Source organism: Pseudescherichia sp., assembly GCF_032052675.1.
GTDB lineage: Bacteria > Pseudomonadota > Gammaproteobacteria > Enterobacterales > Enterobacteriaceae > Pseudescherichia.
Genome location: NZ_DAMBWA010000002.1, coordinates 295,980 through 319,259, shown reverse-complemented (window position 1 = coordinate 319,259; position 23,280 = coordinate 295,980). Strand labels below are relative to the sequence as shown.

Annotated in this window: 27 protein-coding genes; 14 read left to right on the top strand and 13 right to left on the bottom strand. The window is 52.7% G+C overall.

The features are described 5' to 3' along the window. Window positions 1-45: 45 nt before the first annotated feature. Both aldA and cybB read left to right on the top strand, forming a co-directional pair. Window positions 46-1,485 carry an aldehyde dehydrogenase gene (aldA, locus tag RTX96_RS04020; RefSeq protein ID WP_312267792.1) on the top strand — a complete coding sequence of 480 codons (1,440 nt, stop codon included), beginning with the start codon at window positions 46-48 and terminating at the stop codon, window positions 1,483-1,485. Between the two features lie 85 nt (window positions 1,486-1,570). Further along, window positions 1,571-2,101, top strand: coding sequence for a cytochrome b561 (gene cybB, locus RTX96_RS04015; protein ID WP_312267793.1), 531 nt, complete (start codon window positions 1,571-1,573; stop codon window positions 2,099-2,101). 21 nt (window positions 2,102-2,122) lie between these two features. Here cybB and RTX96_RS04010 read toward each other — a convergent pair whose 3' ends face one another. After that, the gene (locus tag RTX96_RS04010) at window positions 2,123-2,794 is read right to left on the bottom strand and encodes an SOS response-associated peptidase (protein ID WP_312670211.1); all 672 of its coding nucleotides are present in this window, start codon (window positions 2,792-2,794) and stop codon (window positions 2,123-2,125) included. 139 nt (window positions 2,795-2,933) lie between these two features. Here RTX96_RS04010 and RTX96_RS04005 point away from each other — a divergent pair, with 139 nt between their 5' ends. Then, a complete protein-coding gene (locus RTX96_RS04005; RefSeq protein ID WP_103820153.1) occupies window positions 2,934-3,170 on the top strand; it encodes a DUF1272 domain-containing protein in 237 nt (78 codons plus the stop codon). A 58-nt stretch (window positions 3,171-3,228) separates the two neighbouring features. Here RTX96_RS04005 and RTX96_RS04000 read toward each other — a convergent pair whose 3' ends face one another. Then, window positions 3,229-3,438, bottom strand: a complete 210-nt coding sequence (locus tag RTX96_RS04000) for a hypothetical protein (RefSeq protein WP_103820154.1) — start codon at window positions 3,436-3,438, stop codon at window positions 3,229-3,231. Between the two features lie 122 nt (window positions 3,439-3,560). On the opposite strand from RTX96_RS04000, the gene RTX96_RS03995 reads away from it, so the two are divergent. Continuing rightward, a complete protein-coding gene (locus tag RTX96_RS03995; protein ID WP_312670359.1) occupies window positions 3,561-3,740 on the top strand; it encodes a hypothetical protein in 180 nt (59 codons plus the stop codon). Here the strand turns inward: RTX96_RS03995 and RTX96_RS03990 are convergent. Further along, window positions 3,697-3,888, bottom strand: coding sequence for an ATP-NAD kinase (locus RTX96_RS03990; RefSeq protein ID WP_312670210.1), 192 nt, complete (start codon window positions 3,886-3,888; stop codon window positions 3,697-3,699). The two genes, RTX96_RS03995 and RTX96_RS03990, sit on opposite strands and share 44 nt — an antisense overlap. Before the next feature lie 201 nt (window positions 3,889-4,089). Next, window positions 4,090-4,350, bottom strand: a complete 261-nt coding sequence (locus RTX96_RS03985; RefSeq protein ID WP_103820156.1) for a hypothetical protein — start codon at window positions 4,348-4,350, stop codon at window positions 4,090-4,092. A gap of 324 nt (window positions 4,351-4,674) precedes the next feature. Between RTX96_RS03985 and RTX96_RS03980 the strand changes: the two genes are divergently transcribed. Then, a complete protein-coding gene (locus RTX96_RS03980) occupies window positions 4,675-5,088 on the top strand; it encodes a hypothetical protein (RefSeq protein ID WP_103820157.1) in 414 nt (137 codons plus the stop codon). A gap of 63 nt (window positions 5,089-5,151) precedes the next feature. Here RTX96_RS03980 and RTX96_RS03975 read toward each other — a convergent pair whose 3' ends face one another. Next, the gene (locus RTX96_RS03975; protein WP_312670209.1) at window positions 5,152-5,517 is read right to left on the bottom strand and encodes an anti-adapter protein iraM; all 366 of its coding nucleotides are present in this window, start codon (window positions 5,515-5,517) and stop codon (window positions 5,152-5,154) included. A 439-nt stretch (window positions 5,518-5,956) separates the two neighbouring features. Beyond that, entirely contained in the window at window positions 5,957-6,853 is an 897-nt protein-coding gene (locus RTX96_RS03970; RefSeq protein WP_312670208.1) for a LysR family transcriptional regulator, read from the bottom strand. A 162-nt stretch (window positions 6,854-7,015) separates the two neighbouring features. On the opposite strand from RTX96_RS03970, the gene RTX96_RS03965 reads away from it, so the two are divergent. Further along, a complete protein-coding gene (locus tag RTX96_RS03965) occupies window positions 7,016-8,113 on the top strand; it encodes an NADH:flavin oxidoreductase (RefSeq protein WP_103820159.1) in 1,098 nt (365 codons plus the stop codon). Window positions 8,114-8,362: 249 nt separating this feature from the next. Then, window positions 8,363-9,571, top strand: a complete 1,209-nt coding sequence (locus RTX96_RS03960) for an aldose 1-epimerase family protein (RefSeq protein ID WP_312670207.1) — start codon at window positions 8,363-8,365, stop codon at window positions 9,569-9,571. A gap of 45 nt (window positions 9,572-9,616) precedes the next feature. Here RTX96_RS03960 and RTX96_RS03955 read toward each other — a convergent pair whose 3' ends face one another. Further along, window positions 9,617-10,612 carry a LacI family DNA-binding transcriptional regulator gene (locus RTX96_RS03955; protein WP_312670206.1) on the bottom strand — a complete coding sequence of 332 codons (996 nt, stop codon included), beginning with the start codon at window positions 10,610-10,612 and terminating at the stop codon, window positions 9,617-9,619. Window positions 10,613-10,856: 244 nt separating this feature from the next. Here RTX96_RS03955 and RTX96_RS03950 point away from each other — a divergent pair, with 244 nt between their 5' ends. The 6 genes from RTX96_RS03950 (at window position 10,857) to RTX96_RS03925 (ending at window position 17,077) form a co-directional block, all read left to right on the top strand. Next, on the top strand, window positions 10,857-12,098 hold the full coding sequence (locus tag RTX96_RS03950) for an MFS transporter (RefSeq protein WP_103820162.1): 1,242 nt from the start codon (window positions 10,857-10,859) through the stop codon (window positions 12,096-12,098). 18 nt (window positions 12,099-12,116) lie between these two features. Next, window positions 12,117-13,550 (top strand): glycoside hydrolase family 32 protein, encoded by a 1,434-nt coding sequence (locus tag RTX96_RS03945; protein ID WP_312670205.1) that lies wholly within the window; start codon window positions 12,117-12,119, stop codon window positions 13,548-13,550. Window positions 13,551-13,670: 120 nt separating this feature from the next. After that, on the top strand, window positions 13,671-15,011 hold the full coding sequence (locus RTX96_RS03940) for a carbohydrate porin (protein WP_312267806.1): 1,341 nt from the start codon (window positions 13,671-13,673) through the stop codon (window positions 15,009-15,011). 24 nt (window positions 15,012-15,035) lie between these two features. Next, complete coding sequence (locus RTX96_RS03935) at window positions 15,036-15,980, top strand: aminoimidazole riboside kinase (RefSeq protein ID WP_312267807.1); 945 nt, start codon at window positions 15,036-15,038, stop codon at window positions 15,978-15,980. 230 nt (window positions 15,981-16,210) lie between these two features. Further along, window positions 16,211-16,435, top strand: a complete 225-nt coding sequence (locus RTX96_RS03930) for a hypothetical protein (protein ID WP_312268063.1) — start codon at window positions 16,211-16,213, stop codon at window positions 16,433-16,435. An 84-nt stretch (window positions 16,436-16,519) separates the two neighbouring features. Further along, window positions 16,520-17,077 carry a DNA-binding protein gene (locus RTX96_RS03925; protein ID WP_312267808.1) on the top strand — a complete coding sequence of 186 codons (558 nt, stop codon included), beginning with the start codon at window positions 16,520-16,522 and terminating at the stop codon, window positions 17,075-17,077. A 76-nt stretch (window positions 17,078-17,153) separates the two neighbouring features. Here RTX96_RS03925 and RTX96_RS03920 read toward each other — a convergent pair whose 3' ends face one another. From RTX96_RS03920 to RTX96_RS03910, 3 genes are read right to left on the bottom strand one after another with little or no spacing between them, the layout of a single operon-like run. Beyond that, complete coding sequence (locus tag RTX96_RS03920; protein ID WP_312670203.1) at window positions 17,154-18,413, bottom strand: glycerate kinase; 1,260 nt, start codon at window positions 18,411-18,413, stop codon at window positions 17,154-17,156. A gap of 2 nt (window positions 18,414-18,415) precedes the next feature. Then, window positions 18,416-19,504: a tartrate dehydrogenase gene (locus RTX96_RS03915; RefSeq protein WP_312670202.1), complete on the bottom strand. Its 1,089-nt coding sequence runs from the start codon at window positions 19,502-19,504 to the stop codon at window positions 18,416-18,418. An 18-nt stretch (window positions 19,505-19,522) separates the two neighbouring features. Next, entirely contained in the window at window positions 19,523-20,839 is a 1,317-nt protein-coding gene (locus RTX96_RS03910; protein ID WP_312670201.1) for an MFS transporter, read from the bottom strand. 126 nt (window positions 20,840-20,965) lie between these two features. Between RTX96_RS03910 and RTX96_RS03905 the strand changes: the two genes are divergently transcribed. Continuing rightward, window positions 20,966-21,874, top strand: a complete 909-nt coding sequence (locus RTX96_RS03905; protein WP_312670200.1) for a LysR family transcriptional regulator — start codon at window positions 20,966-20,968, stop codon at window positions 21,872-21,874. Window positions 21,875-21,886: 12 nt separating this feature from the next. Here the strand turns inward: RTX96_RS03905 and RTX96_RS03900 are convergent, their stop codons facing one another. The 3 genes from RTX96_RS03900 to RTX96_RS03890 all read right to left on the bottom strand — a co-directional run bounded on the left by RTX96_RS03900 (window position 21,887) and on the right by RTX96_RS03890 (window position 23,128). Beyond that, on the bottom strand, window positions 21,887-22,333 hold the full coding sequence (locus RTX96_RS03900) for a hypothetical protein (RefSeq protein WP_312670198.1): 447 nt from the start codon (window positions 22,331-22,333) through the stop codon (window positions 21,887-21,889). Window positions 22,334-22,412: 79 nt separating this feature from the next. Beyond that, window positions 22,413-22,691 carry a hypothetical protein gene (locus RTX96_RS03895; protein ID WP_103820167.1) on the bottom strand — a complete coding sequence of 93 codons (279 nt, stop codon included), beginning with the start codon at window positions 22,689-22,691 and terminating at the stop codon, window positions 22,413-22,415. Between the two features lie 50 nt (window positions 22,692-22,741). Next, window positions 22,742-23,128, bottom strand: a complete 387-nt coding sequence (locus tag RTX96_RS03890; RefSeq protein ID WP_312670197.1) for a VOC family protein — start codon at window positions 23,126-23,128, stop codon at window positions 22,742-22,744. Window positions 23,129-23,280 lie beyond the last annotated feature (152 nt).

Sequence of the window (23,280 nt, the reverse complement as noted above, 5' to 3'; positions counted from 1 at the left end):
CAACGCGTTTACTTGTTAAAAACAATACCATTACAGGAGCAGGACATGACAGCACCCGTACAGCACCCGATGTATATTGATGGTCAGTTTGTCACCTGGCAGGGCGATGCCTGGATTGACGTTGTCAACCCGGCAACCGAAGCGCTTATCTCGCGTATTCCTGACGGTACGGCGGACGATGCGCGTAAGGCCATCGATGCCGCCGCCCGTGCCCAGCCTGCCTGGGAGGCGCTGCCAGCCATCGAGCGCGCCGGGTGGTTACGGAAAATCGCGGCGGGCATTCGCGAGCAGGCCAGTGAAATCAGCGCTCTGATTGTTGAAGAGGGTGGCAAAATTCAGCAGCTGGCCGAAGTCGAGGTGGCCTTTACCGCCGATTATATTGAGTACATGGCCGAGTGGGCCCGTCGCTACGAAGGTGAGATCCTACAGAGCGACCGTCCCGGAGAGAACATTCTTGTCTTCAAGCGTGCCCTGGGGGTCACTACCGGTATCCTGCCGTGGAACTTCCCGTTCTTCCTGATTGCCCGCAAGCTGGCTCCGGCCCTGGTGACGGGCAATACCATCGTTATTAAGCCCAGCGAGTTTACGCCTAACAACGCCATCGCCTTTGCCAAAATTGTCGATAGCATCGGCCTGCCGCGCGGCGTGTTTAACCTGGTGCTTGGACGTGGCGAGACCGTCGGCCAGGAGCTGGCGGGCAACCCGAAAGTGGCGATGGTCAGCATGACCGGCAGCGTGGGGGCTGGCGAGAAGATCATGGCGGCGGCAGCGAAAAATATCACCAAGGTATGCCTGGAGCTGGGTGGCAAAGCGCCAGCCATCGTGATGGACGATGCCGATCTGGAGCTGGCGGTGAAGGCCATCGTCGACTCCAGGGTGATCAATACCGGGCAGGTCTGTAACTGTGCTGAGCGCGTCTACGTCCAGAAGGGCATCTACGATCGTTTCGTTAACCGACTGGGCGAGGCGATGAACGCCGTTGAGTACGGCGATCCTGCTGCCCGGAACGACATTGCGATGGGGCCGTTGATCAATGCTGCCGCGCTAGCCCGCGTCGAGCAGAAGGTGGCCGGGGCCGTAGAGCAGGGGGCGAAGATTGCGCTCGGTGGCAAAGCGGTGGAGGGCAACGGCTATTTCTATCCGCCGACGCTGCTGCTGGACGTGCGTCAGGATATGACCATTATGCATGAAGAGACCTTCGGCCCGGTGCTGCCGGTAGTGGTATTTGATACCCTGGAAGAGGCGCTGGAGATGGCCAACGACAGCGACTACGGCCTGACCTCGTCGATTTACACGCAAAATCTCAATACCGCCATGAAAGCGATCAAGGGGCTGAAATTTGGCGAAACCTACGTCAACCGCGAGAACTTTGAGGCCATGCAGGGCTTCCACGCTGGCTGGCGTAAATCCGGTATCGGCGGCGCCGACGGGCGTCATGGCCTGAACGAGTATCTGCAAACCCAGGTGGTCTATCTGCAATCCTGATGGATCAGGCCTGAGAATAATTAATGAAGTTTTAATCAAAGCCCGGTATGTTTGCTTTTTTACTGTTTTAGATAAGGAAAATCTGATGCGCAGCAAATATTCCGGGTTACAAATAACCCTTCACTGGCTGGTATTTTTACTGGTGGTGGTAGCCTACTGCGCGATGGAGTTTCGCGGATATTTTCCCCGCAGCGCCCGTCCGCTGATCAATATGGTCCACGTCTCCTGTGGCATCTCTATTCTGGTGCTGATGGTGGCGCGTCTGCTGGTGCGCCTGAAATACCCCTCGCCGCTAATTACGCCCAAACCAAAAGCGATGATGACTGGCCTGGCGCATCTCGGTCATCTGGTCATCTATATTCTGTTTATCGCCCTGCCGATTATCGGCCTGTTAATGATGTGGAACCGTGGCAATAACTGGTTTGCCTTTGGCATCATGATGCCGCACGCCAGCGAATCAAACTTCGATCTGGTTGATACCCTGAAAAGCTGGCACGTCACCTTGGCAACGCTGGGCTACTATGTTATTGGCCTGCACGCCGCCGCCGCATTAGCGCATCACTATCTCTGGAAAGACGATACGCTGCTGCGCATGATGCCAGGCAAGCGGCGATAAGCGTTATCTTAGCGACAGACACTACTCTACAGGCTCGATCATTTCTGGCCCCTGGTTTTTGATATTACCTACTGCGCGCGTAACCGGATGCCAGGTGAACATCTCCGCCGGAACCGCGCCGCGTTTGGCGATATCTTCTGCCTCCTTACCGCTGACGTCCTGTCGCATCCACTCCCGGGCAGCCTCCGGCGTCAGCACCAGCGGCCGTCGATCGTGGATATCGACCAGACCCTTATCCGCTGCTGCCGTAACAATCAGAAAGCCTTCGTTTTCGTCACCGCGTTCAAACGGCGCGCTGCCGATGGCCGCCATCAGGATCGGCTGGCCGTCGCTACGGTGGATAAAGTAAGGCTGCTTTTTGTCTCCCTCTTTTTTCCACTCAAACCAGCCGTCGGCAAAGCAGATGGCGCGGCCGTGTTGCCACAGAGGCTTAAACATCCTGCTGCTGGCGGCGGTCTCGACGCGGGCGTTAATTAGCGCTGGCTTATCCCACCAGCCCGGCGCATAGCCCCAGTGGACCGGATCCAGCGCCAGCCTGTCGTCACGTTCGTTTAACAAAAGCACCTTCGTTCCGGGCGCAACGTTGTAACGCCCGATGGGCTCGGGATCGAAAGGGATGTCGCGCTCTGCGTCATCAGCAAAGAGCGTCAGATACTCTTCCCGCGCCTGCGCCTGGGCAAATCGTCCACACATAGAAGCCTCCTGTTTCGTTACTGAAAGTATAGAGGGGGATGCGCAAGAGCATTGCCTGGTATATAAATAGAGGTTATGCCGGTTAGCGGCTCCGTCTTACCCGGACTACATTTTCAACCTGCTGATTGAGGATCGCCCTATGCTTGAGCTAAGACCAAACTGCGAGTGTTGCAATAGCGATCTGCTTCCGGACTCTACAGAGGCGCTGATCTGCTCATTTGAGTGTACGTTTTGTGCCAGCTGTGCGGAAAATATGGCGATGCGTTGCCCAAACTGCGGTGGCGAGCTGGTGAAAAGACCGCGCAGGGCGGCGGAGAAGCTAATCAACAACCCTGCCTCAACGGCACGGATTTTTAAGCCTGAAGGCTGCGCGTGATTGCCAGCGGCGTAAAGAGAGCAGGCCCGACAGAGCCTGCTGTTAAGGATGCGAATGCTTAGTTCAAAGAGGGGATAGATAAAGGTTCTAACTTGATAACGAAGTGGTTATTAGACCGCTTTATCTCTGCACCCTTATCGCCATACTCATCGGCAATCTGGAAAAAAGCATCGGTATCAATATCGAAATCCAGCTCGACCTCCCGGTGCTTACCGGAATTTAGCAGCTCGTATGCCTGATCAAGGTCGTACGCTTTAGCTGTGGCCATCAGACGTCTCCTCTCATGGGTTGCATAACGCCCTTAAGTGTACTGGAGCTGTCTATTTTTGCAGCGGAAACCAGAAAATTCTAACCCTGTTTTAGGCTGGATCGCTTCAAAGGGTCATGCCAATGACCGCATTCACCACCGATGAGCACATGAAGACGCCACCGGCAATAAGCCAGACGGATTGTTTTAACCGTGCCGCCAGAAAAAGAAAGATCGTGGCAGTGATAAAAAAAGGAATGGATATAAGAGTAAACGTGTTCATGTCGGCTGCCGTTTGGTATCTGCGTGCTCTTCAGGTTTGAAATGCTGCACTGCCCGATCGTAAATCGATAGCAGTTCGTCAATATTGTCAGCTGAACAGACCGGCACCTTTTGCGCCCTGACTAACTCAATTAAAAGTGCGTAAGCGGACTCTTCCGGGGAACTTTTAGGGTTTATTAATCCAGACATAGCGCCTCCTTGTAGATAGGTGCTATCAGATTAGCTCTGGTTTGCCGCTGTGGAAACTCTTATTAAGGGTAGGTAGCTACTACGTTGAACAGAAAGAGGCTGTTAAAGCGTTGCCAATGACAATCTATATGGCAGCGGCAAAACCGGCTTTGATTGTGAATCCATGAATAACCGACGGGCAGTGCTCAAAGGCACTGGGCATCAACCCTTCTCCAGCCGTCTCAAGGCTTCCGCTTCGGTCGTTTCGACCAGTTCCTTACCAAAATCTAGCTCTGAGCCGTCGGGCGTGGTCCAGGCGTCGCCTGTATCATGCTTGAGTACATCGCCCACGTTGAGTTCACCATAGCCATCAAGGACGCCATAAATAAATTTCCCTTTTTCGCTTTTAAAAACATAGCCAATGTGGCCGCTATGGGATGAGTTCTTCTTATGGGTGACGGTTAAGCTGTTAGCATGAATCATATGACCTCCTACACATAAAAGGGTTGCTCAGAGGGTGACTCTTTAAACTTAACAGATCTAAGACCTTCTGCAATGCAGAGCCTGAAGTCAGGCACTTTAGTTTCAACAAACAGGCGATCGTTGGCATCAGGGATAACATAAAAGCATGATAGCCGCCTCGATGCGGCTTTTTTATCATCAGTGCCGAGCCTCGCTGTCGCGAAGCTTCAATAATACGCATCGTGTGGAATAAACCCTGCCTGTCTATAAAGGGGAAACGTCGCTATCGTACGTGACCACACATCACGATAAGGTCATCTCTTGTAAATATAAGGCTGCTAACAGATGAAAACCATGCTTATAGTGGCAGTGACTGTTGGACTCATTGGCTGTACGTCCAAATCTGAGTCTAATCAACAGGCGAAGATAGCGCCGCAGAAACAGATCCTTGATCCACAACTTCTGGTGAAAAAAAGGGACAGTGGCGCAGTTGTCATTAAGCGCGATGGAAGCTTTACTGGAAATACGTGCTTAAGCCGCGTGTACATTAATGGTAAACCCATAGCAGATTTAGATACGTCACAGGAAGTGATTGTCTATCCATCGCCGGGGGAATATGTCATTAGCACCTTGCCGAAGGATTTCTGCGTGGGAGGAATGAGCGCACAATCTGCCGATGTCGATGCAGGCAGTACATTAACGTTCCGTATCGGCTACGCGACAGATGGTGACTTTGGTATCTATCCGTCGAGCCATTAATATATGAAACATAGATTAATCAACCCACACTGGGGTGGGTTGATTAACCCGACGTTCTGGAGATTAAAATGAATTTTTTATTCTCATGAGAGATCCTTTCTTTATGCCATACGGGCACTGTTTGAACTGGCATATCGCTGTATTTAAACATGGACCATTGAAGTTGGGTGAGTTTCCCGGGCAGTTTGTTGTTTTAATAAAGTTAGCCCATAATTCAGCGCTAAAAGGAAAGGCATGAATAATATCAATATTATAAAGTCGTCCATTGACCACTAGACCGATATTATTTGTTGAGATGCGATGTCCCGAACGTAGGAAGAAATCACTCCTGTACCATATTATTAATTTCACGTTGCGTGGTGAGGAAGTAGCGGCAAAGAACGTCCCGGTAGTAGGGCTAGCCAGCGAGTCGATGATTTTCCATTCCATGTATTCTCCTTTTGACAACACTGAATTGCAATAATAAAAACGCTTACAACTGCAAAAAACAATAGTCACTTCATGTGACTAAAAATGTAGCAGTTTGAGTTAGGGTGTCAATGTTTTTTGTTATACCTTAAATTTCTTTAAGAAAATTTCCTTACTTTATAGTAATTTACAAAATGTATCGGTTTTTTTTTGATATAAAACAATTTATGGTGGAAATATAATAATCACAGAGAATTGATGTGTTTTACACTTTTACCTCTGCGCATCATCTTAGTCTGTAGGTGGATTATGATTGCGGCGACAGTGGCATTTTGGAGGCGTAGGTAAGGGATTAAGTACCTATATTTGATGGCTTTTTTATGGAGAAAGATAATACCGCTTACGCGAGTGGCGTTACAGTCACTGACCTCAATAATATAGTAGAGGAATTATCTCGGTACTATTCGCCTGCAGCATTAATTCCTGAGGTCAGCGAGGACTTTAATTTATCGATAAAAGTGCTGACCCGAAGGGGAAGGTAACGCGTTGATGGGAGCAGCGCCCAGACGGATAAAGCCTGCGGTTCGACATCTGCTAATACGAGCTCAATCAGGTCGCCTTGCTGGATCTCTTTCGTGACATCCCAGCGGGTAAGCTGGGCAATCCCTAGCCCCTGAACACACAGCTCTCGTACGCCTTCGACGTTATCTGAGCTGAAACGCCCCTCAACGCTAACCCGAAGAATTTCACCCTCTCGTTCGAAAATCCATTGCGGTACGCTACTGAGCCTCAGGCAATTATGCTGAATTAAATCTGCAACAGACCGCGGTGTTCCCTGAGCATTTAGATAGGCAGGAGAAGCACAGATTACACGTGGGTTATCGGTAATTTTACGGGCAATAAGCGTGGAGTCTTTTAACGGTGCGATACGGATGGCCACATCGATTCCCCTCCCGACGATATCAACCACATCTTCGCTTAACTGCAGGTCGATACTGAGCCTGGGATTATCTGCCAGTAGCTCAGGTATTAGAGGCAAGATATTACGGCGCCCGAACCCGGAGGGGGCTGTAATTCTCAGTAAACCTGCAGCGTCCTGTGTTGAAGGAGAGAACAGCGCTCTGGCCCCGGTCTCTGCATCAACCAGCGCCCGGGCATAGGGTAGAAACTCCAGGCCCTCCTGTGTCAACGATACCGATCGCGTCGTTCTTTGCACAAGACGCACGCCAAGCTCACGCTCGAGCGATGCCAGGCGCCTTGAAACCGCCATCGCTGAAATATTCTGCCTTTTTGCCGCCTGAGTCAGGCTGCGTGTTTCGGTTATGACAAGAAAGAGTGATACCTCTTGCAGATTCATAATGGCTCCGGCGTCCAATTATCGCATAAGTCGTTTTCTGCGGGAAAAGCACCTACGCGATTATAACAAAATTCGTTATACAGCCTTATCATTATGGTCTGTTTATGCGTTAAACGACAATGATTATATTGTGTTTACGAGTAAAACTGAGCAGGAAAACAGATGAAAACATTGCCTCTTTTGGCTCCCGGTCATATCGGGAAGGTTGCCTTAAAAAACCGTCTGGTTGTCGCGCCAATGACCCGCGTTACGGCTTCGGAAGAGGGGATAGCCAGCGATCGTATGAAGGCATACTACGCGGATTTTGCGCGAGGTGGTTTCGGGCTGGTGATCTCAGAAGGCATCTATATCGATCGCGCATGGTCACAAACCTATGCTTTTCAGGCGGGGTTAACCAGTGCGGAGCAGGTTGCCGGATGGCGTAGGATTACGGATGCTGTACATCAACATAAGGGGCGTATTTTTGCCCAAATCCAGCATTCAGGCGCGCTTTCACAAGGCAACCATTTCTTAGCCGGAACCGTTGCACCCAGTGCCGTTCGTCCCGTCGGTAAGCAGATGACATTTTATCGCGGTGAGGGTGACTATCCTGTTCCACGAGAACTGAGTGAAGATGAAATTCAGGACATCATCAGCAGCTTTGGCGATGCCGCGTCGTATGCTGTTTTTGACGCAGGCTTTGACGGCGTGGAGATCCACGGTGCAAATGGCTACCTGCTCGATCAGTTCTTCACGGATTATACCAATCTGCGAACCGACCGCTGGGGGGGTGATATTGCTGGCCGTCTGCAGTTGAGCCTTGAAGTCATTAAGTCCGTTAAACAACGTGTAGGCCCGGCTATTCCGGTGGGTATTCGTATCTCTCAGGGGAAAGTAAATGACTTTTTCCATAAATGGGCAAACGGTGAAGAGGATGCCCAGGTGGTATTTATGCTCCTTGCCGAATCCGGTATCGATTATCTGCACCTAACCGAGTTTGAAGCCTGGCAGCCGGCCTTCCCTGACAACCCACTTTCGCTGGTTGAACTGGCACGTAAATACGCACCCCAGCTTACTATTATGGCCAATGGTAGCCTGCATGATCCCTCTCGGGCACAACAGGTTATGGAGATGGGGGCCGATTTTATCGCCCTTGGCCGTGGCGCCCTGGCAAATCATGACTGGCCTGAACGTGTGGCTGTTAACCAAGCGATCCGTGAATTTGATAGCGCCATTCTTGGGCCCATTGCCGATATTAAAGATTCAGAGCTGACTGATTAATTTCTCTGCCCCGGTCAGGCTGTCCGGGGTTAACTTTTTTAGCTGAAACGATAAATCTAAAATTGTTATAACCAACATTATTTACGCAACGGTTCAGGAAATTTTCACCTCATGTGAGATCTAAACCACAATACTTCTGCTTAAAATGCCTCTTTTCCCGCCAGGTGAACTTCGTCACATTTCTTTAACCTGCGAATCAGTAGATTTTTCGGCGATAGCTAATAATCGATTCAGCAAAAAGGAAGAACAATGAAAATTAATCTGGCTTTAACGGTACTTGCACTCCTGGTTTCTGGACAGGCAGCGGCTAAAACCTGGGTGCTGACCAGCGCTGAACAAGGCATGGATAAAGGAAATTGGAAAATTTCCAGCGATGAGCTGAACATTAAAGACAAGCCGTTCAGCATCGCGCAAACGGTGCTGCACGGCGGTAAGCAGGAGGGCAGTAAAATCCTCGTGATTACCAGCAAGGATGGATTAACTATCACCCTGAGCCCCACGCGCGGCATGAACCTGCTGCGCATCGAAGGCTTTGGTGCAAAAATGGGTTGGGATTCGCCGGTAAAAGAGGTTGTCAATCCCGCCTTTATCAATCTGGAAAGCCGCAACGGACTAGGCTGGCTGGAAGGTTTCAATGAAATGATGGTTCGCTGCGGCTACGAGTGGACCGGGCATCCGGTCACCGCTGACGGGCAAATTTATACCCTGCACGGGAAAGCAGGGAATACGCCAGCCTCGCTGGTTGAGGTCGAGGTGGCTGACGCCGCGCCGCATGAGATCCGCATTCGCGGTCTGGTCAAAGAGAGCACCTTCAAAAAGGCCGATCTGCAGACCATGACCGAGCTGCGCTATGTGCCAGGCAGCAACAGCGTTAGCCTGCATGATGTGCTGACAAACCACGCAGACTATCCGCATGATTATCAAATCATCTACCACAGCAACTTTGGCATGCCGATCCTCGAAGAGGGCGCGCGCTTCCTCGCCCCGATGTCCAGCATCAGTCCCTTTAACGACTATGCCAAAGAGGGATTGAAAACATGGCAGACCTTTGCTGGCCCGACCCAAGGCTTTGATGAGATGGTATTCAACATCCAGCCGCTCTCCGGTGAGGATCACCAGACCCTGGCGGCAGTGGTAAACAAAGCGGGCGACAAGGGCGCGTCTATCCAGTTCGACACCCGCCAGCTGCCGGTGCTGACGTTATGGAAAAACACCGATACCGTTAAACAGGGCTACGTGACCGGGATTGAGCCAGGAACTAACTATGCCTATCCGGTCACTATTGAGAGAGAACAGAAACGCGTCAAGCAGCTGCAGCCGGGGGCGAGCACGCAGTTTGATTTGACCTATACCTTACTGCACAGCAGCAAACAGGTAGCGGACGTGGAGAAGAAAATCGCCGCTATTCAGGGCGAAACAAAAATTGACGAGAACGCTACGCCGATAGCGAAAGAGTAAGCAGCCTGGAGTGCGCTCCCGGATTTTTCCACCGGGGGCGTACAGCTACAGCGATTCGCGCAGCAGCAGTGGACTTTCGACGCGAATGGTATCGCTGTGCGTTTTCTGATTAATGATATGCAGGGCACTCAGACGGCCAATATCATAGTGCGGCAGCTGTACCGTCGACAGCGGCGGAAAGAACAGATCGCCAATGCCCACCATATTGTCGTAGCCCAGCACCGCGACGTCCTGTGGAATACGCAGTCCTTGAGCCAGCAGCGTCTGGTACACCATAAACGCAATACGATCGTTACCGCAGATCACGGAGTCAAACAGCGGCTTGCCGTGACGGATATACTCCAGCAGATGGGCGGGCATATCGCGATAGTGTTCATCGCCAAATTTCATATAAACATGGTCGAGCGCATCGGGATCGATATTGGCTTCCCGGCAGGCACGCTCCAGCCCATGACGGCGGCGTATGGTTGCCAGATGACTGGCGGGAAGGTGCAGGCAGAGTGGTCGGGAATAGCCCGCGGCCAGCAGCGCCTTGACCGCGCTGTACTGACCCTGTTCGTCATCCGGGATGTAGCTCGCCACCGGCTGGTGCAGGCTTTCACAGTTTGCCAATACGCAGGGCAGGGTCAGCAGCTTGGCGGGCAGCGGGACCTGGCGTAGGCCCATAGTAGTAAAAATAATGCCGTCCGGACGGTGAGAGAGTAGAAGATCGACCATAGTCTCCGGGCTGTCGTCAGAAAACATATTAACCACAAAACTATTCCAGCCGTGAGCGCGAGCGGTCTCTTCAATAGAGAGTGTGATCTCCACCGAAAAGGGGGTCGTAACGGTATCCAGCGCCAGCACGCCAATGGTGCTTGGCGAGGCATGAGCGCCGCGGATCTTTTTGGCTGACAGATCCGGCACGTAGTTAGTTTGTTCAATGGCCTGCTGCACGCGGGCCAGCGTGTCAGGTTTTAGCCGCTCCGGGCTGTTCAGCGCCCGTGATACGGTCATCAGCGATACGTTTGCCAGTTTTGCCACATCTTTCAGGGACGCCATGTGTCTTACTCCATCATTGCCGTGTTGCCTAAGGCAGTATAACTAAGTTGCTGATGTAAAAGGATCATACGCTACTCTTTTCTCTGCGTGTTGCAGACGATAAAGGAGAAATGTTGATCGCGATCTCATCTTTGTTATGTTAACGTTAACTTTTGTGATTAACATCATGAATCTCAGCAAAATGGCGTGAGCGATGACTTTTGTTAACGTTACCATCAAAGCATTACTCCAACATGAGATCGCCATGATGAAAGCCCATCATTCTCACAGTTATCCATTACTCAGTGCCTTGCTGTTCTTCTTTTTCGTCACCTGGTCCTCCTCAGGCTCGCTGCTTTCTATCTGGCTACATCAGGAGGTCGGACTGAAAGCAGGGGATACAGGGATTATTTTTGCGGTGCTGTCAGTCTCGGCACTCTGCGCACAAATCTGTTACGGCTTTATTCAGGACAAGCTTGGCCTGCGTAAGCATCTCCTGTGGTATCTCACGACGATGCTGATCCTCTCCGGCCCGGCGTACCTGCTGTTCGGGCATTTGCTGAAGATCAACATCCTGCTTGGCAGCGTGTTTGGCGGCATCTTTATCGGCCTGACCTTTAACGGCGGGATCGGCGTGCTGGAGTCCTATACCGAGCGCGTGGCGCGTCAGAGCCAGTTTGAGTTCGGCAAAGCACGGATGTGGGGCTCGCTGGGCTGGGCGGTGGCGACATTTTTCGCCGGACTGCTGTTTAACATCGATCCGAAGCTGAACTTTGCGGTTGCCAGCTGCTCTGGGGTGGTGTTTCTGCTGCTGCTGGCACGGTTGCGGGTCTCCTCTGCACCCCATGCCATGCAGGAAGCGGTGGCAGGGGGCAAAGTGACGCTCCAGGACGCGCTGCGTCTGCTTACCCTGCCGCGCTTCTGGGCGCTGGTATTCTTCGTCGTTGGCACCTGCATTTACGGTGTTTACGACCAGCAGTTTCCGGTCTATTTCTCGTCACAGTTTGCCACGCCGCAAGAAGGCAATGCGATGTATGGCTATCTGAATTCGTTTCAGGTGTTCCTCGAAGCCGCCGGGATGTTCTGCGCCCCGTGGCTGGTGAATCGCGTCGGGGCTAAAAATGGCCTGATATTCGCCGGTATGGTGATGGCGATGCGCATGATCGCCTCCGGACTGGTGGAGGGACCGCTGCTGATCTCCATTACCAAACTGCTGCACGCCGTCGAGCTGCCGGTACTGCTGGTGGCGATCTTCAAATACAACAGCCTGAATTTCGATAAGCGCCTCTCATCGACGCTCTATCTGGTGGGCTTCGCCTGCACCAGCTCGGTTATCGCCTCGGTGCTGTCGCCGCTGGCAGGCTACAGCTACGAAAAATATGGCTTCGCCGAATCCTATCTCTTTATGGGACTGCTGGTGTTCGGCATTACTTTTATCTCCATGTTTTTACTGCGATCCGGCAACGCTTCGGCGGATCCGCAGGTACCACAACTTTCCGCTATCTGACTGACAAGAGTGAAGACGATGACCTACTCAATTGCTGACGCTGAACAGGAACTTAAGGTAAAGCGCGAGGCGCTCAACCTGCGCTGGTATCCGCGCTATCATCTGGCCGCCAGAGCGGGCTGGATAAACGATCCCAACGGGCTGGTGTGGTTCGACGGCTGGTATCACGCCTTTTATCAGCATCATCCCTACTCCACCCAGTGGGGGCCGATGCACTGGGGGCATGCGCGCAGTCAGGATCTGGTCCACTGGGAACATTTGCCAGTGGCGATTGCCCCGGAAGGTCCCGAGGACAAAGACGGCTGCTTTTCCGGCTCGGCGGTTGTGGACGGCGACACGCTGGCGCTGATCTATACCGGACATAAATTTCACGGTGATGCAGGTAACGAAGACAATCTCTATCAGGTGCAGTGCCTGGCTACCAGCCGTGACGGCATCCACTTTGAACGGCAGGGTATTGTGGTCGATACGCCACCGGGGGTGCACCACTTCCGCGATCCGAAGGTTTGGCGTGAAGGAGAGAGCTGGTACATGATCGTCGGTGCCCGCGCGGGCGAGACCGGTCAGGTGCGGCTGTATCGTTCAGCGGATCTGCGCCAGTGGCAGGAGGAGGGGGTGCTTGATGAAGCCGAGGCCGGAATGGGCTTTATGTGGGAGTGCCCGGACTTCTTCACGCTCGGCGACAAGCGCGTGCTGATGTTCTCTCCGCAAGGCATGGCCGCGCACGGTTTCAAAAATCGCAATCTCTTTCAGAGCGGCTATCTGCTTGGTGACTGGCAGCCCGGGCAGCCATTTGTCCGCGCTGGTGAGTTTGTCGAAATGGATCATGGACATGACTTTTATGCGCCGCAGAGCTTCCTGACGCCGGATGGGCGACGCATTGTGATTGGCTGGCTGGATATGTGGGAGTCGCCGCTGCCGGAGCAGCAGGACGGCTGGGCCGGGATGCTGTCACTTCCGCGTGAGCTGAGCCTCAGCCCCGACAGTCATGTGCAGATGCGTCCGGCTAAAGAGGTGGAAAGCCTGCGTCAGGGCTGGTACCCCTGGCCGGTTAGCACGCTGAACAATCAACAGATTGGCGTGGCAGAAAACGCCGAGGCGATGGAGGTGGTGCTGAACTGGAAAGGCGCGGATAGCACCGCCGAACAGTATGGGCTGAGTCTCGGGGATGGCCTACGGGTGTATGTTGATGCCCAGATGCAGCGCCTGGTGCTTGAACGTCACTATCCGCAGCACGGTTTATGCGGGACGCGCAGCGTGCCGTTACGCCTCGACCGCGATCTCCAGCTCCGCGTATTTATCGACAGCTCATCTGTTGAAGTCTTTGTTAACGATGGCGAGGCTTGCCTTAGCAGCCGTATCTATCCCGATGCCGGACACCGGGATTTACGTTTATTCGCCAGGAGCGGCAGTGCATCGCTGTCCGATGGCGGAGCCTGGCAGCTTGAATAAATAAAATATGCATAGTTAATAACCCGTCCCTGGCGATGGGCGGGTTATTGCTGCCCTTATTGCCAAATATACCCCTACTTAATAAATGACTGGTTACGTAATAATAAAAAAGGATCCTCAATGAAAATAATCTGGGTCGGTTGTATGGTGACGTCTGTATTCAGCGGCGTGGTCTGTGCGCAGGATAGCCTTTCTCTTGAAGCGCGGCTAGCGCAAATGGAAAAGCGGCTGAAGGCCACCGAGGCACGCGCCGCCAGCGCGGAAGCGGAGATCCGTGCATTAAAGCAGCAGGAGGCTCCCCAGACGGTTGCCAGCGCCGCACCGGCGAAACCAACGCTCCAGATAAACGATACCGGTGATTTGAAATTCTATGGCGACGTTGAGTTTAATATGGACGGCGCCAGCCGCACCGGCGGACTGACATCGCTTAAAACCAGCGCCAATAAAAATTGGACGCCAGGTGAAAAGGAGCGCTGGGATATTAACGGGCGTATTCTTCTCGGTTTTGATGGTATGCGAAAGGGGGATAACGGCAAATATGCCGGTTTCAGCGTACAGCCGCTGGCGGATATGAACGGTAAAATGAATCTTGACGATGCGGCTTTTTTCTTCGGTCAGCAGGATGACTGGAAAATTAAAATTGGCCGCTTCGAAGCCTGGGATATGTTCCCGCTGAATCAGGATACTTTTATTCAATACTCCGGTAATACCGCTAACGATCTCTATAGCGACGGTTACGGCTATATCTACATGATGAAAGAGGGGCGCGGGCGCAGCAACAGCGGCGGCAATTTCCTGTTCAGCAAAACCCTGGATAACTGGTATTTCGAGGTTAATACGCTGGTTGAGGATGGCAGTTCTCTGTTCGTCGATCAGAACTACCACGGCAACGCGCTGGATAACCGTAAAAACGTGGTGTATGTGCGTCCGGTTGCCGCCTGGCAGTCCGGCCCGTGGACGGTGGCCGCTGCGCTGGAGAGCAATCTGGTGAATAACGCCTACGGCTATCAGCAGGATGGACGTTTCCAGGATCAGTCCGCCCGCACCGGCTATGGCATGACGATGAGCTGGAACACGCTTAAGGCTGATGCGGAAAACGGCGCGGTGGTTAACCTGAGCACCGCGTATCTTGATGCGACAGACGAGAAAGACTTCAGCGCCGGGATCAATGCGTTATGGCACCGCGTCGAGCTGGGCTACATCTTTGCTCACAATAAAATAGATCGCTTCAATATGGCAGGCGTCAGCGCGGATTGCGATAGCGACTGCGCCATCCTTGCGCCGGGCCGCTACGACATTCACACAATCCATACATCCTGGCAATTGCCGAACATTATGGATATGCCCAATTTCAACATCTATCTCGGGGCTTACGCTTCCTGGCTCGAATCATCAGCAGCGCAAACCGGCAGCGACGACCAACGCTACGGTGCACGGGTTCGCTTTAAATATCTGTTCTGATAAAAATATTGCTAAGGAGAATTTATGAAGGTCTGGGCATTAGGTGATGCGGTCATTGATCTGCTGCCGCAGGGAGAGATGTCGTACACCGCCTGTGCAGGCGGCGCGCCAGTTAACGTTGCCGTCGGGGCTGCACGTCTGGGATGTGACAGCGGATTTATCGGCAGGGTGGGCGACGATCCCTTTGGCCATTTTCTAAGGAATACGCTGGTAGAGCAGGGCGTTGACGCGCAGCATGTACAGCTTGATCCACAGCACCGTACCAGCACGGTGCTGGTTTCGCTCGGTGATGAAGGCGATCGCAGCTTTACCTTTCTGGTCGATCCCTCTGCTGACCAATTTTTGACGGCAGAAAATCTTCCGGCGTTTGGTAACGATATTCTGCATTTTTGTTCGCTGGCGCTGGTGGCTACGCGATGTCGTGAAACGCTGGTCAGGGCTATCAGCTACATCAAGCAGCGTGATGGCCTGTTAAGTTTTGATATTAATCTGCGCGCGCAGATGTGGCCCGATGCGCAGGAGATGTTAGACACCGTGCGTCATTTTGCCCTGCAGGCCGATATTCTCAAGCTTTCGCAGGAGGAGCTGTACTGGTTGGCTGGCACTACGCAACATGAAAAAGCGCTGGAGATCTTACGTGGCTATCCGTCACGACTGAAGGTAGTGACATGCGGGTCCAACGGGGCGATTGTGCTCTGGCAGGATCGGCTGGTTCAGGTAAGCGCGTTCCAGGTAGAAAGTTTGGACACCACAGGTGCGGGCGATGCGTTTATCGCGGGGCTACTGGCAAGTGTGGCGCAAGGCAATACGTTAGACGATCTGGCCCAGCTCAAACAGGCGATGACCCAGGCCAGCGCCTGTGGCGCGCTGGCCACCACGGCGAAAGGAGCGTTGGCCGCGCTGCCTGATGCGCAGGGGGCGACGGCGTTCAGGGAAGAAGCCCCGGAGTTGCGGTTCGAAATTGAATAAACCTGCTAGCCCGTAGGCCAATGACAGAATGTGATATTTGGCCGCAAAAAAATCAAGGTTATTGGGCGGGTAAAACGGTGAACACCCAGATGCTTCTGATATCCTATGTGCCGTTAAAAGCTGGCCGTAGACAGCGTTCGACGACGGGGTGTAGACACGGACAGGTAAATTGAATCTTGTGTTGACAAGTGTCAACACCAAACTTACAGTTAGCTGGAGTTTAGTTGTATCTGAAAAGCCATCCTAATAAGCACATTCAAGCAGCCATTGAATATGCTCTAAAACAAGGCTGGGTCTGGGTTCGACCAGGCAATTCTGCACACTGTTTTTGTAGATTACGCTGCGGCAACCCTGAAGGTGAACACCGAGATCACCAAGTGAGCTTATGGTCAACGCCGAAAGATGCGGAAAACCATGCCAAACAGATCGTTCGCACAGTTAACCGCTGCGAATGATTTGTGTCCGGTCAGGAACGGCTGCAACCGTTCCTGACTGAATTAAGAATACACCATACTCTGACTATTAAACGAAGAGGTATTATGGCGCTTTATAACTTCACTCTGACCCTCTCAGGCGTCACGTATGACACTGACGGACTGGAAGACGCGCTGTACGGAAGCGGTTGTGACGATGCGCTGATTTGTGCATATGGCAACTCTGTTTACATTGAGTTCGATCGTGAAGCTGACTCCCTGGATGAAGCTGTTTCATCAGCGGTCGAAAATATCGAATCAGCCGGAATCGGCGCTATTGTTGAATCTGTCGACTCTGCCCTGGTGGGCTTAAGTGATATTGCTGAAATGACAGACATGTCGCGCCAGGCAATTGCGATGCTAAAAGATGGTACTCGCGGCAGCGGCGATTTCCCTTGCCCTATCCAGCGTATCAAAGGCCAGTCTCCATTATGGGATTGGGCGGATGTTGCGCAATGGTTGTTAAAAAATGGTCGATTACAAGAGGACAGCGAGCTGGTGAATAACGCTCGTGTATTAAGCAAATGGAACCTTGCACTACGAACCAGCGTGTCCAAAGACTTTAAAGAAGTTGAATCAATTGCGGTAGCACTCATCGAGCGACGTCGCAAGACAGTCGCATAGGCTTCCTGGGTTTGATTGCCCTAAAAGCTGTGAAATTTGGATGATGCTCTCCCAGGCTACCGGGAGAGCACAAGATTTAAACTATCAATATTGCGCGGATATCATTGACGTTGGTTAACGTCGGGCCGGTTAGCAGTAAATCATCGAGGGCATGAAAATAGCTGTAGCTGTCATGTTCATCCAGATAACTCGCAGCATTAAGGCCCTGCAATCTGCCGCGGGTCAGCGTATCAGGGTAGATCAGAGCGCCTGCGGCATCTTCCGTACCGTCTATACCATCGCTGTCGCCTGCTACCGCCCAGATCCCGCGCTCGCCCTGTAGCGCACAGGCGAGGCTAAGCAGAAATTCCGTGTTCCGCCCGCCTTTACCGGCGCGGCCGTTACGCACCGTAACCGTGGTCTCCCCACCAGAAAGCAGCAGGGCAGGCGCGCCCAGCGGTTGGCTATGCTGCTTCACCGATTTGGCGATACCCGCCATCACGACTGCCGCCTCGCGACTCTCCCCCTCTATGGCGTCGCCAAGGATCAGCGGCGTGATACCGTGGCGACGTGCCGCCTCGGCAGCTGCCCTTAGCGCCATTGCGGGGGTAGCGATCAGGCTAATCTCGCCGTTTGGCGTTCCGGCTGGCTGTGGGAGTGGCTTGCTCAGCACATCACGTACCGCCTCGGATATCGCAATACCATAGCGTTCAAGCACCTTCAGGGCATCACCCGGTGTCGTACTGTCAGCCACCGTCGGGCCGGACGCGACGTCCGATGGATTATCGCCCGGGACATCGCTGATTATCAGAGAGACCACGCGCGCCGGCTGCGCCATCGCGGCCAGCTTACCCCCTTTTACTGCTGACAGATGCCGCCGTACCAGGTTCATCTCCCTGATATTGGCACCGCTGTGCAACAGGGCTCGCGTAATGGCCTGCTTATCCGCAAGCGTAAGGCCAGGTGCGGGCAGCGCCATCAGTGCTGAACCGCCGCCGGACATCAGGGCCAGTACCAGATCGTCCTCTGTTAGCCCGCGCAGGGACTCCACAATCAGCATCGCTGCTGTTTCACTCATGGCATCCGAGACTGGATGGGACGCTTCAAGGATCCGGATACGTCCTGCGGGCACGGCATGGCCATAACGCGTAACCACGACGCCACTGACCTCCACATCTGGCCAGGCTGCATCCACAGCCGCTGCCATAGCGGCAGAAGCTTTACCTGCCCCCACCACCACGCAGCGGCCTTTAGGCTTCTGCGGCAGGGCGAGTGGGATGACAGGCCCGGGGCGGGCGCTGTCAACAGCATGCTTAAATACATCGTGCAAAATCTCTGCAGCCCGATCATTGTTCATTTTTACGCACTCTCAGCAACGGTAACCCGGGATTCGATAAACTGCACCACCGCGCGGGTAACATCAGTGGTTTTTGCCGTGCCACCCACGTCAGGTGTCAAAATGCCTTTAGTGCAGACATGCTCAATCCCCTGCATGATCAGCGCAGCAGCGTCCCGCTCACCCAGGTGTTCCAGCATCTGCACGGCGGTCCAGAAGGTGGCAATTGGGTTTGCGATGCCCTTGCCGGTGATATCAAAGGCTGAGCCGTGGATAGGTTCAAACATGGAAGGAAAACGCCGCTCGGGGTCAATATTTGCCGTTGGTGCCACGCCGAGGCTGCCTGCCAGCGCGCCAGCCAGATCCGATAAAATATCGGCATGCAGGTTGGTGGCGACAATGGTATCCAGACTCTGCGGATGCAGCGTCATACGGTGCGTCATTGCATCAACCAGCATTTTGTCCCACTGCACATCCGGAAACTCCTGCGCCACTTCGGCCGCAATTTCATCCCACATCACCATGCCGTGACGCTGGGCATTGGATTTGGTGACTACAGTCAGCAATTTACGCGGACGGGACTGGGCCAGCTTGAAGGCATAACGCATGATGCGCGTCACGCCGACGCGAGTAAAGATCGCCACTTCGGTCCCGACCTCTTCAGGCAGGCCTCTGTGCGCACGGCCGCCGTTGCCGGAGTATTCGCCCTCTGAGTTTTCACGGACGATAACCCAATCGAGATCGCCAGGCCCGCGGTTACGCAGCGGCGACGTCACACCCGGCAGGATTTTAGTTGGACGCACGTTCGCGTACTGGTCAAACCCCTGGCAAATCGGCAGTCGCAGACCCCACAGCGTGATGTGATCGGGTACATCCGGCGCGCCGACCGCACCAAAATAGATAGCATCGAATTTTTTGAGCGTTTGCAAACCCGTTTCCGGCATCATGACGCCGTGTCGCTTGTAGTAATCGGAACCCCAGTCGAAGGTTTCGATAGTAAATTTCAGCTCTGGATCCTGACGGGACAGGGCGTGAAGCACCTCGATGCCAGCAGAGATCACTTCAGGGCCGATGCCGTCGGCAGGAATAGCGGCGATAGAGTAGTTACGCATGGTTGTTCTCCGTATCGATTAATGAGTATGAATATGCGGGTGAGGAAGTTCTGTGGCCTGGGGCTTTTTCGCTTTCCCTGACAGAATCAGGACAATCAGCGCTGACAGGACCAACAGGCCGGCAACAAAATAGAGTCCTCCGGTATAGCTGCCGGTTTGCTGACGGATGACGCCGATCATCATCGGTCCGACAAATCCCCCGAGGTTACCAATAGAGTTGATGGTGGCGATGCCGGCCGCGGCGGCTGGGCCGCTCAGGAACAGCGTCGGCATGCTCCAGAGCGGTGGTTTCGAGGCGCTGATGCCCACGGTGACCAGCATCAAAGCGATAATCACGGTAAACAGAGTGCTGACGCTACCGGCATAGAGCAGTCCGGCTGCGGCCAGCAGGCAGGCGGCAATAACGTGCCAGCTGCGCTCGTTTGTCCGATCTGAATGGCGGGCCCAAAGGATCATACCGAGAACGCCAACCACGGCCGGGCAGGCATTAAGGAAGCCAATCTCCAGGGATGAAGCACCAAAGCTGTGAATAATTTGCGGCGCCCAGATACCCAAGGTGTAGAGACCGGCTGAGGTACCAAAGTAGACCAGCGCCAGCGCCAGAACCCGTTTATCCGCCAGTCCACGCCAGGCGCTGCTGTGGCTCTGCCCCACTGTCCGGGCCTGCTCTTCGGCCTGCATCGTATTTTGCAGCCAGATCCGCTCCTCCTCCGTCAGCCATTTCGCTTTGGCGGGACGGTCAGTGAGGTAAAACAGGACGACGATGCCAAACAGCACTGCCGGGATCGCTTCCAGCATGAACATCCATTGCCAGCCGGCATAACCCAGCAGGCCGTTCATCTCCAGTAACATGGCGGAGATGGGCGATCCCAGGGCGGTGGAAAGGGGGGCTGCGGCCATAAAAATGGCGGTAACCTGGGCGCGTTTTGTCGCCGGGAACCAGTAGCTAAGGTAAAGAATGATGCCCGGGAAGAAGCCGGCTTCCGCTACGCCGAGCAGAAAACGCAGAATGTAGAAACTGGTCGTGCCCTGCACGAAAGCCATACAGGCGGAGACCAGTCCCCAGGTGATCATCACCCGGGCGATCCAGATGCGGGCGCCGACCTTATGCAGGATTAAGTTTGACGGCACTTCGAAGAGGAAGTAGCCCAGAAAAAATATGCCTGCGCCCAGGCCGAATACCGTCGGCGAAAAGCCCAGATCCTCGTTCATCGTCAGGGCAGCAAAACCAATATTGACCCGGTCGAGAAACGCGATGAAATACAGCAGCATAATGAAGGGAATAATGCGCAGGGTCACCTTGCGCATAACCCTTTTTTCGAGGTCGTTGTTCATAACAGGATGCTCCACGGTTGTAGGGTTGTTATCATTTTGTAATGAACTCAGTATGCTTTTTTAACTGGCTTTATCATCGGCAAGGGTTTATATAAATAATTTGTATAATTCGCGTTGGGTGGAAAAATGGATATAAATCAACTGCGTTGCTTTGTGGTGTTAGGTGATGAGCTTCACTTTGGCCGTGCTGCCCGAAAGCTTGAAATGATGCCTGCGTCACTCAGCCGTTTTATCAAATTGCTGGAGGAGGATTTAGGTATACGCCTGTTGAACCGCTCAACCCGAAACGTTTACTTGACGCCGGAAGGCGCTGAATTCCTGAATGAAGCGAAAAGAGTGCTGAGCGAATTTGACGCCCTGCGACAGCGTTTTCTTAAAAGCAACGTTTCGCAGAAAAAGACGCTGAGGATCGGTGCAATTGACAGCGCAGCCAGAGGGCTATTGCCAAATCTGCTTAATCTTTTTATCAAGCAATTTCCCGAGGCGGATATTCATATCATCGAAGACAAGTCGTCCAGCCTTATTCCGCGTCTGGCATCCGGATGGCTGGACCTGGTTTTTGTTCGTCCACCGGAGCAGGTTGATGTCATCTTGACCACCCGCTTTATCGCCTATGAAACCTGCGTGCTGGCCGTTCCTGCCCAACATCGGCTGGTGGATTATGACAGGGTGAGCATCGACGATTTTCGCGATGAGCCGGTTATTGTCCCGGAAAGACGCGCCCGTCCTCATAGCCATGATCTAACGATGGATATCTTTAGATCCGGCGACTCTTTTCCTGTTATCGCCCAGTACGCAGAGGAAAAGCAGACTATCCTGAGTTTCGTCGCGGCAGGGCTGGGCGTCGCCCTGGTCCCCGCATCGTATAAAAACATGAACGCTGACGGCGTTAAGTACCTTCCACTTAAACCGATAGATAATATTAAGGGCCTGCCACTAAGCGTGATGTGGCATCAGGGAAATACGAATATATACGTTAAAGCAATGCTGGATATGCTTGCGGAAAATAGCGAGGAGCTGACTCGTGGGTTATAAAAAAGTAAGGCCTTACATATTAAGAAAAGATAATTTCCTAACTTCTGCATCAGGGTTTTCGCGCTCTACCGCTGCCAAAAAGCCAGCAAAGTTCTGATTGAACAGGGTTAGATTGTGGTAGAACTGCATTTGGCTCTCTCCCCCCTCAGTAAGATATATGACGCACCACTTACGCCTGTTGTTTATCGTTGTATAGCCTGGTTTAACCTGAGTTATTTTAGAGAGTTCAATTTTATGATTGATGTTGTTGTTGATCTCATATAAAAACGTGTCGTCATAATAGTATTCTGCCCTGGAGGACCCGCCAAAATACGAAGGGTTGGAGGATATTTTTTTCATTCCATTTTCATCTGAAATGATGCGTTTTGGTTGGCGAAGGGTGCGGGTGAAAAGCGTTATCAGAGTAAACAACACAACGATGGGCAGAATTATCAGTAAAATATTAATTGCTTCCTGCATGTACTGTCTCCTCAATTAACTCATGGTAATAGTCACAGATGGTTACTGCGCTGTCAACGTTGGCCCACATTAAGATTAACTACTTGAAATATTTGTCCAGTGGATCGTGGTGCCTGTATTTTCTGACAAAAAAGAGCCAGTAGACAAAACCAATGACTGCACCGAGCCCGGCATAGGTCACCATCAGATTTTTACGCACCCTAAGAAGATCTGTAAAGGAGTATACGCCTTTCCATATGTCGATAATGCTTGCGTTTATCACCAGATCCAGAAACAGAGCAAGAAGAGGTAGCGCAATGGCATAGGCCGCCATGAGATAGATAAGTGCCCATATCCTGTACCTGGTATTGATGTGCATGTTTCGCCTCCTTGTCTGAATGACAACGATGATAAGGTGTCACCTAGTCGCTATGACCACGCCTTGTTTTGGATAACCACTCTGTATCCGTCTGGATCAACAAATGTCCTGCCGTTAACATCCCAGTAGGGATTAAGGGAATTTACCACGTTGAATCCGGCTTCGACCATTCTTGCGCAGGTGCTTTCCCACTCTTCTTTATGAGGATAATAGAGAACAAGCAGATCCTCTTCCGTTTGCGAAGGTTGAATGGGATGGTACTGACAAACGGTGAACTCGATGTGCCAGGATATCTCATCACGCCCCAACATCATTCCATTGAAACCATCATGATCGTTGAACTCAGCGATCTTTTGCAAATACAGGCCTTGGCTGTACATCAGAAACGATCTTTCAAGGTTTGATACGGGTCTGGCAATACGCATGTGAGTAAACATCCAGAGATCTCCTGCCGACGGGGCGTAATTGAATTTTGAAAATCACTCTGAGTTTACATCTCATTATGCCGTTAATTTGTCGATAAGAGCGGTCATGCTGATATGAAGTTAATAGGGTGAATGGGTATTTTTGCTGAGTAATGTGAGGTCAA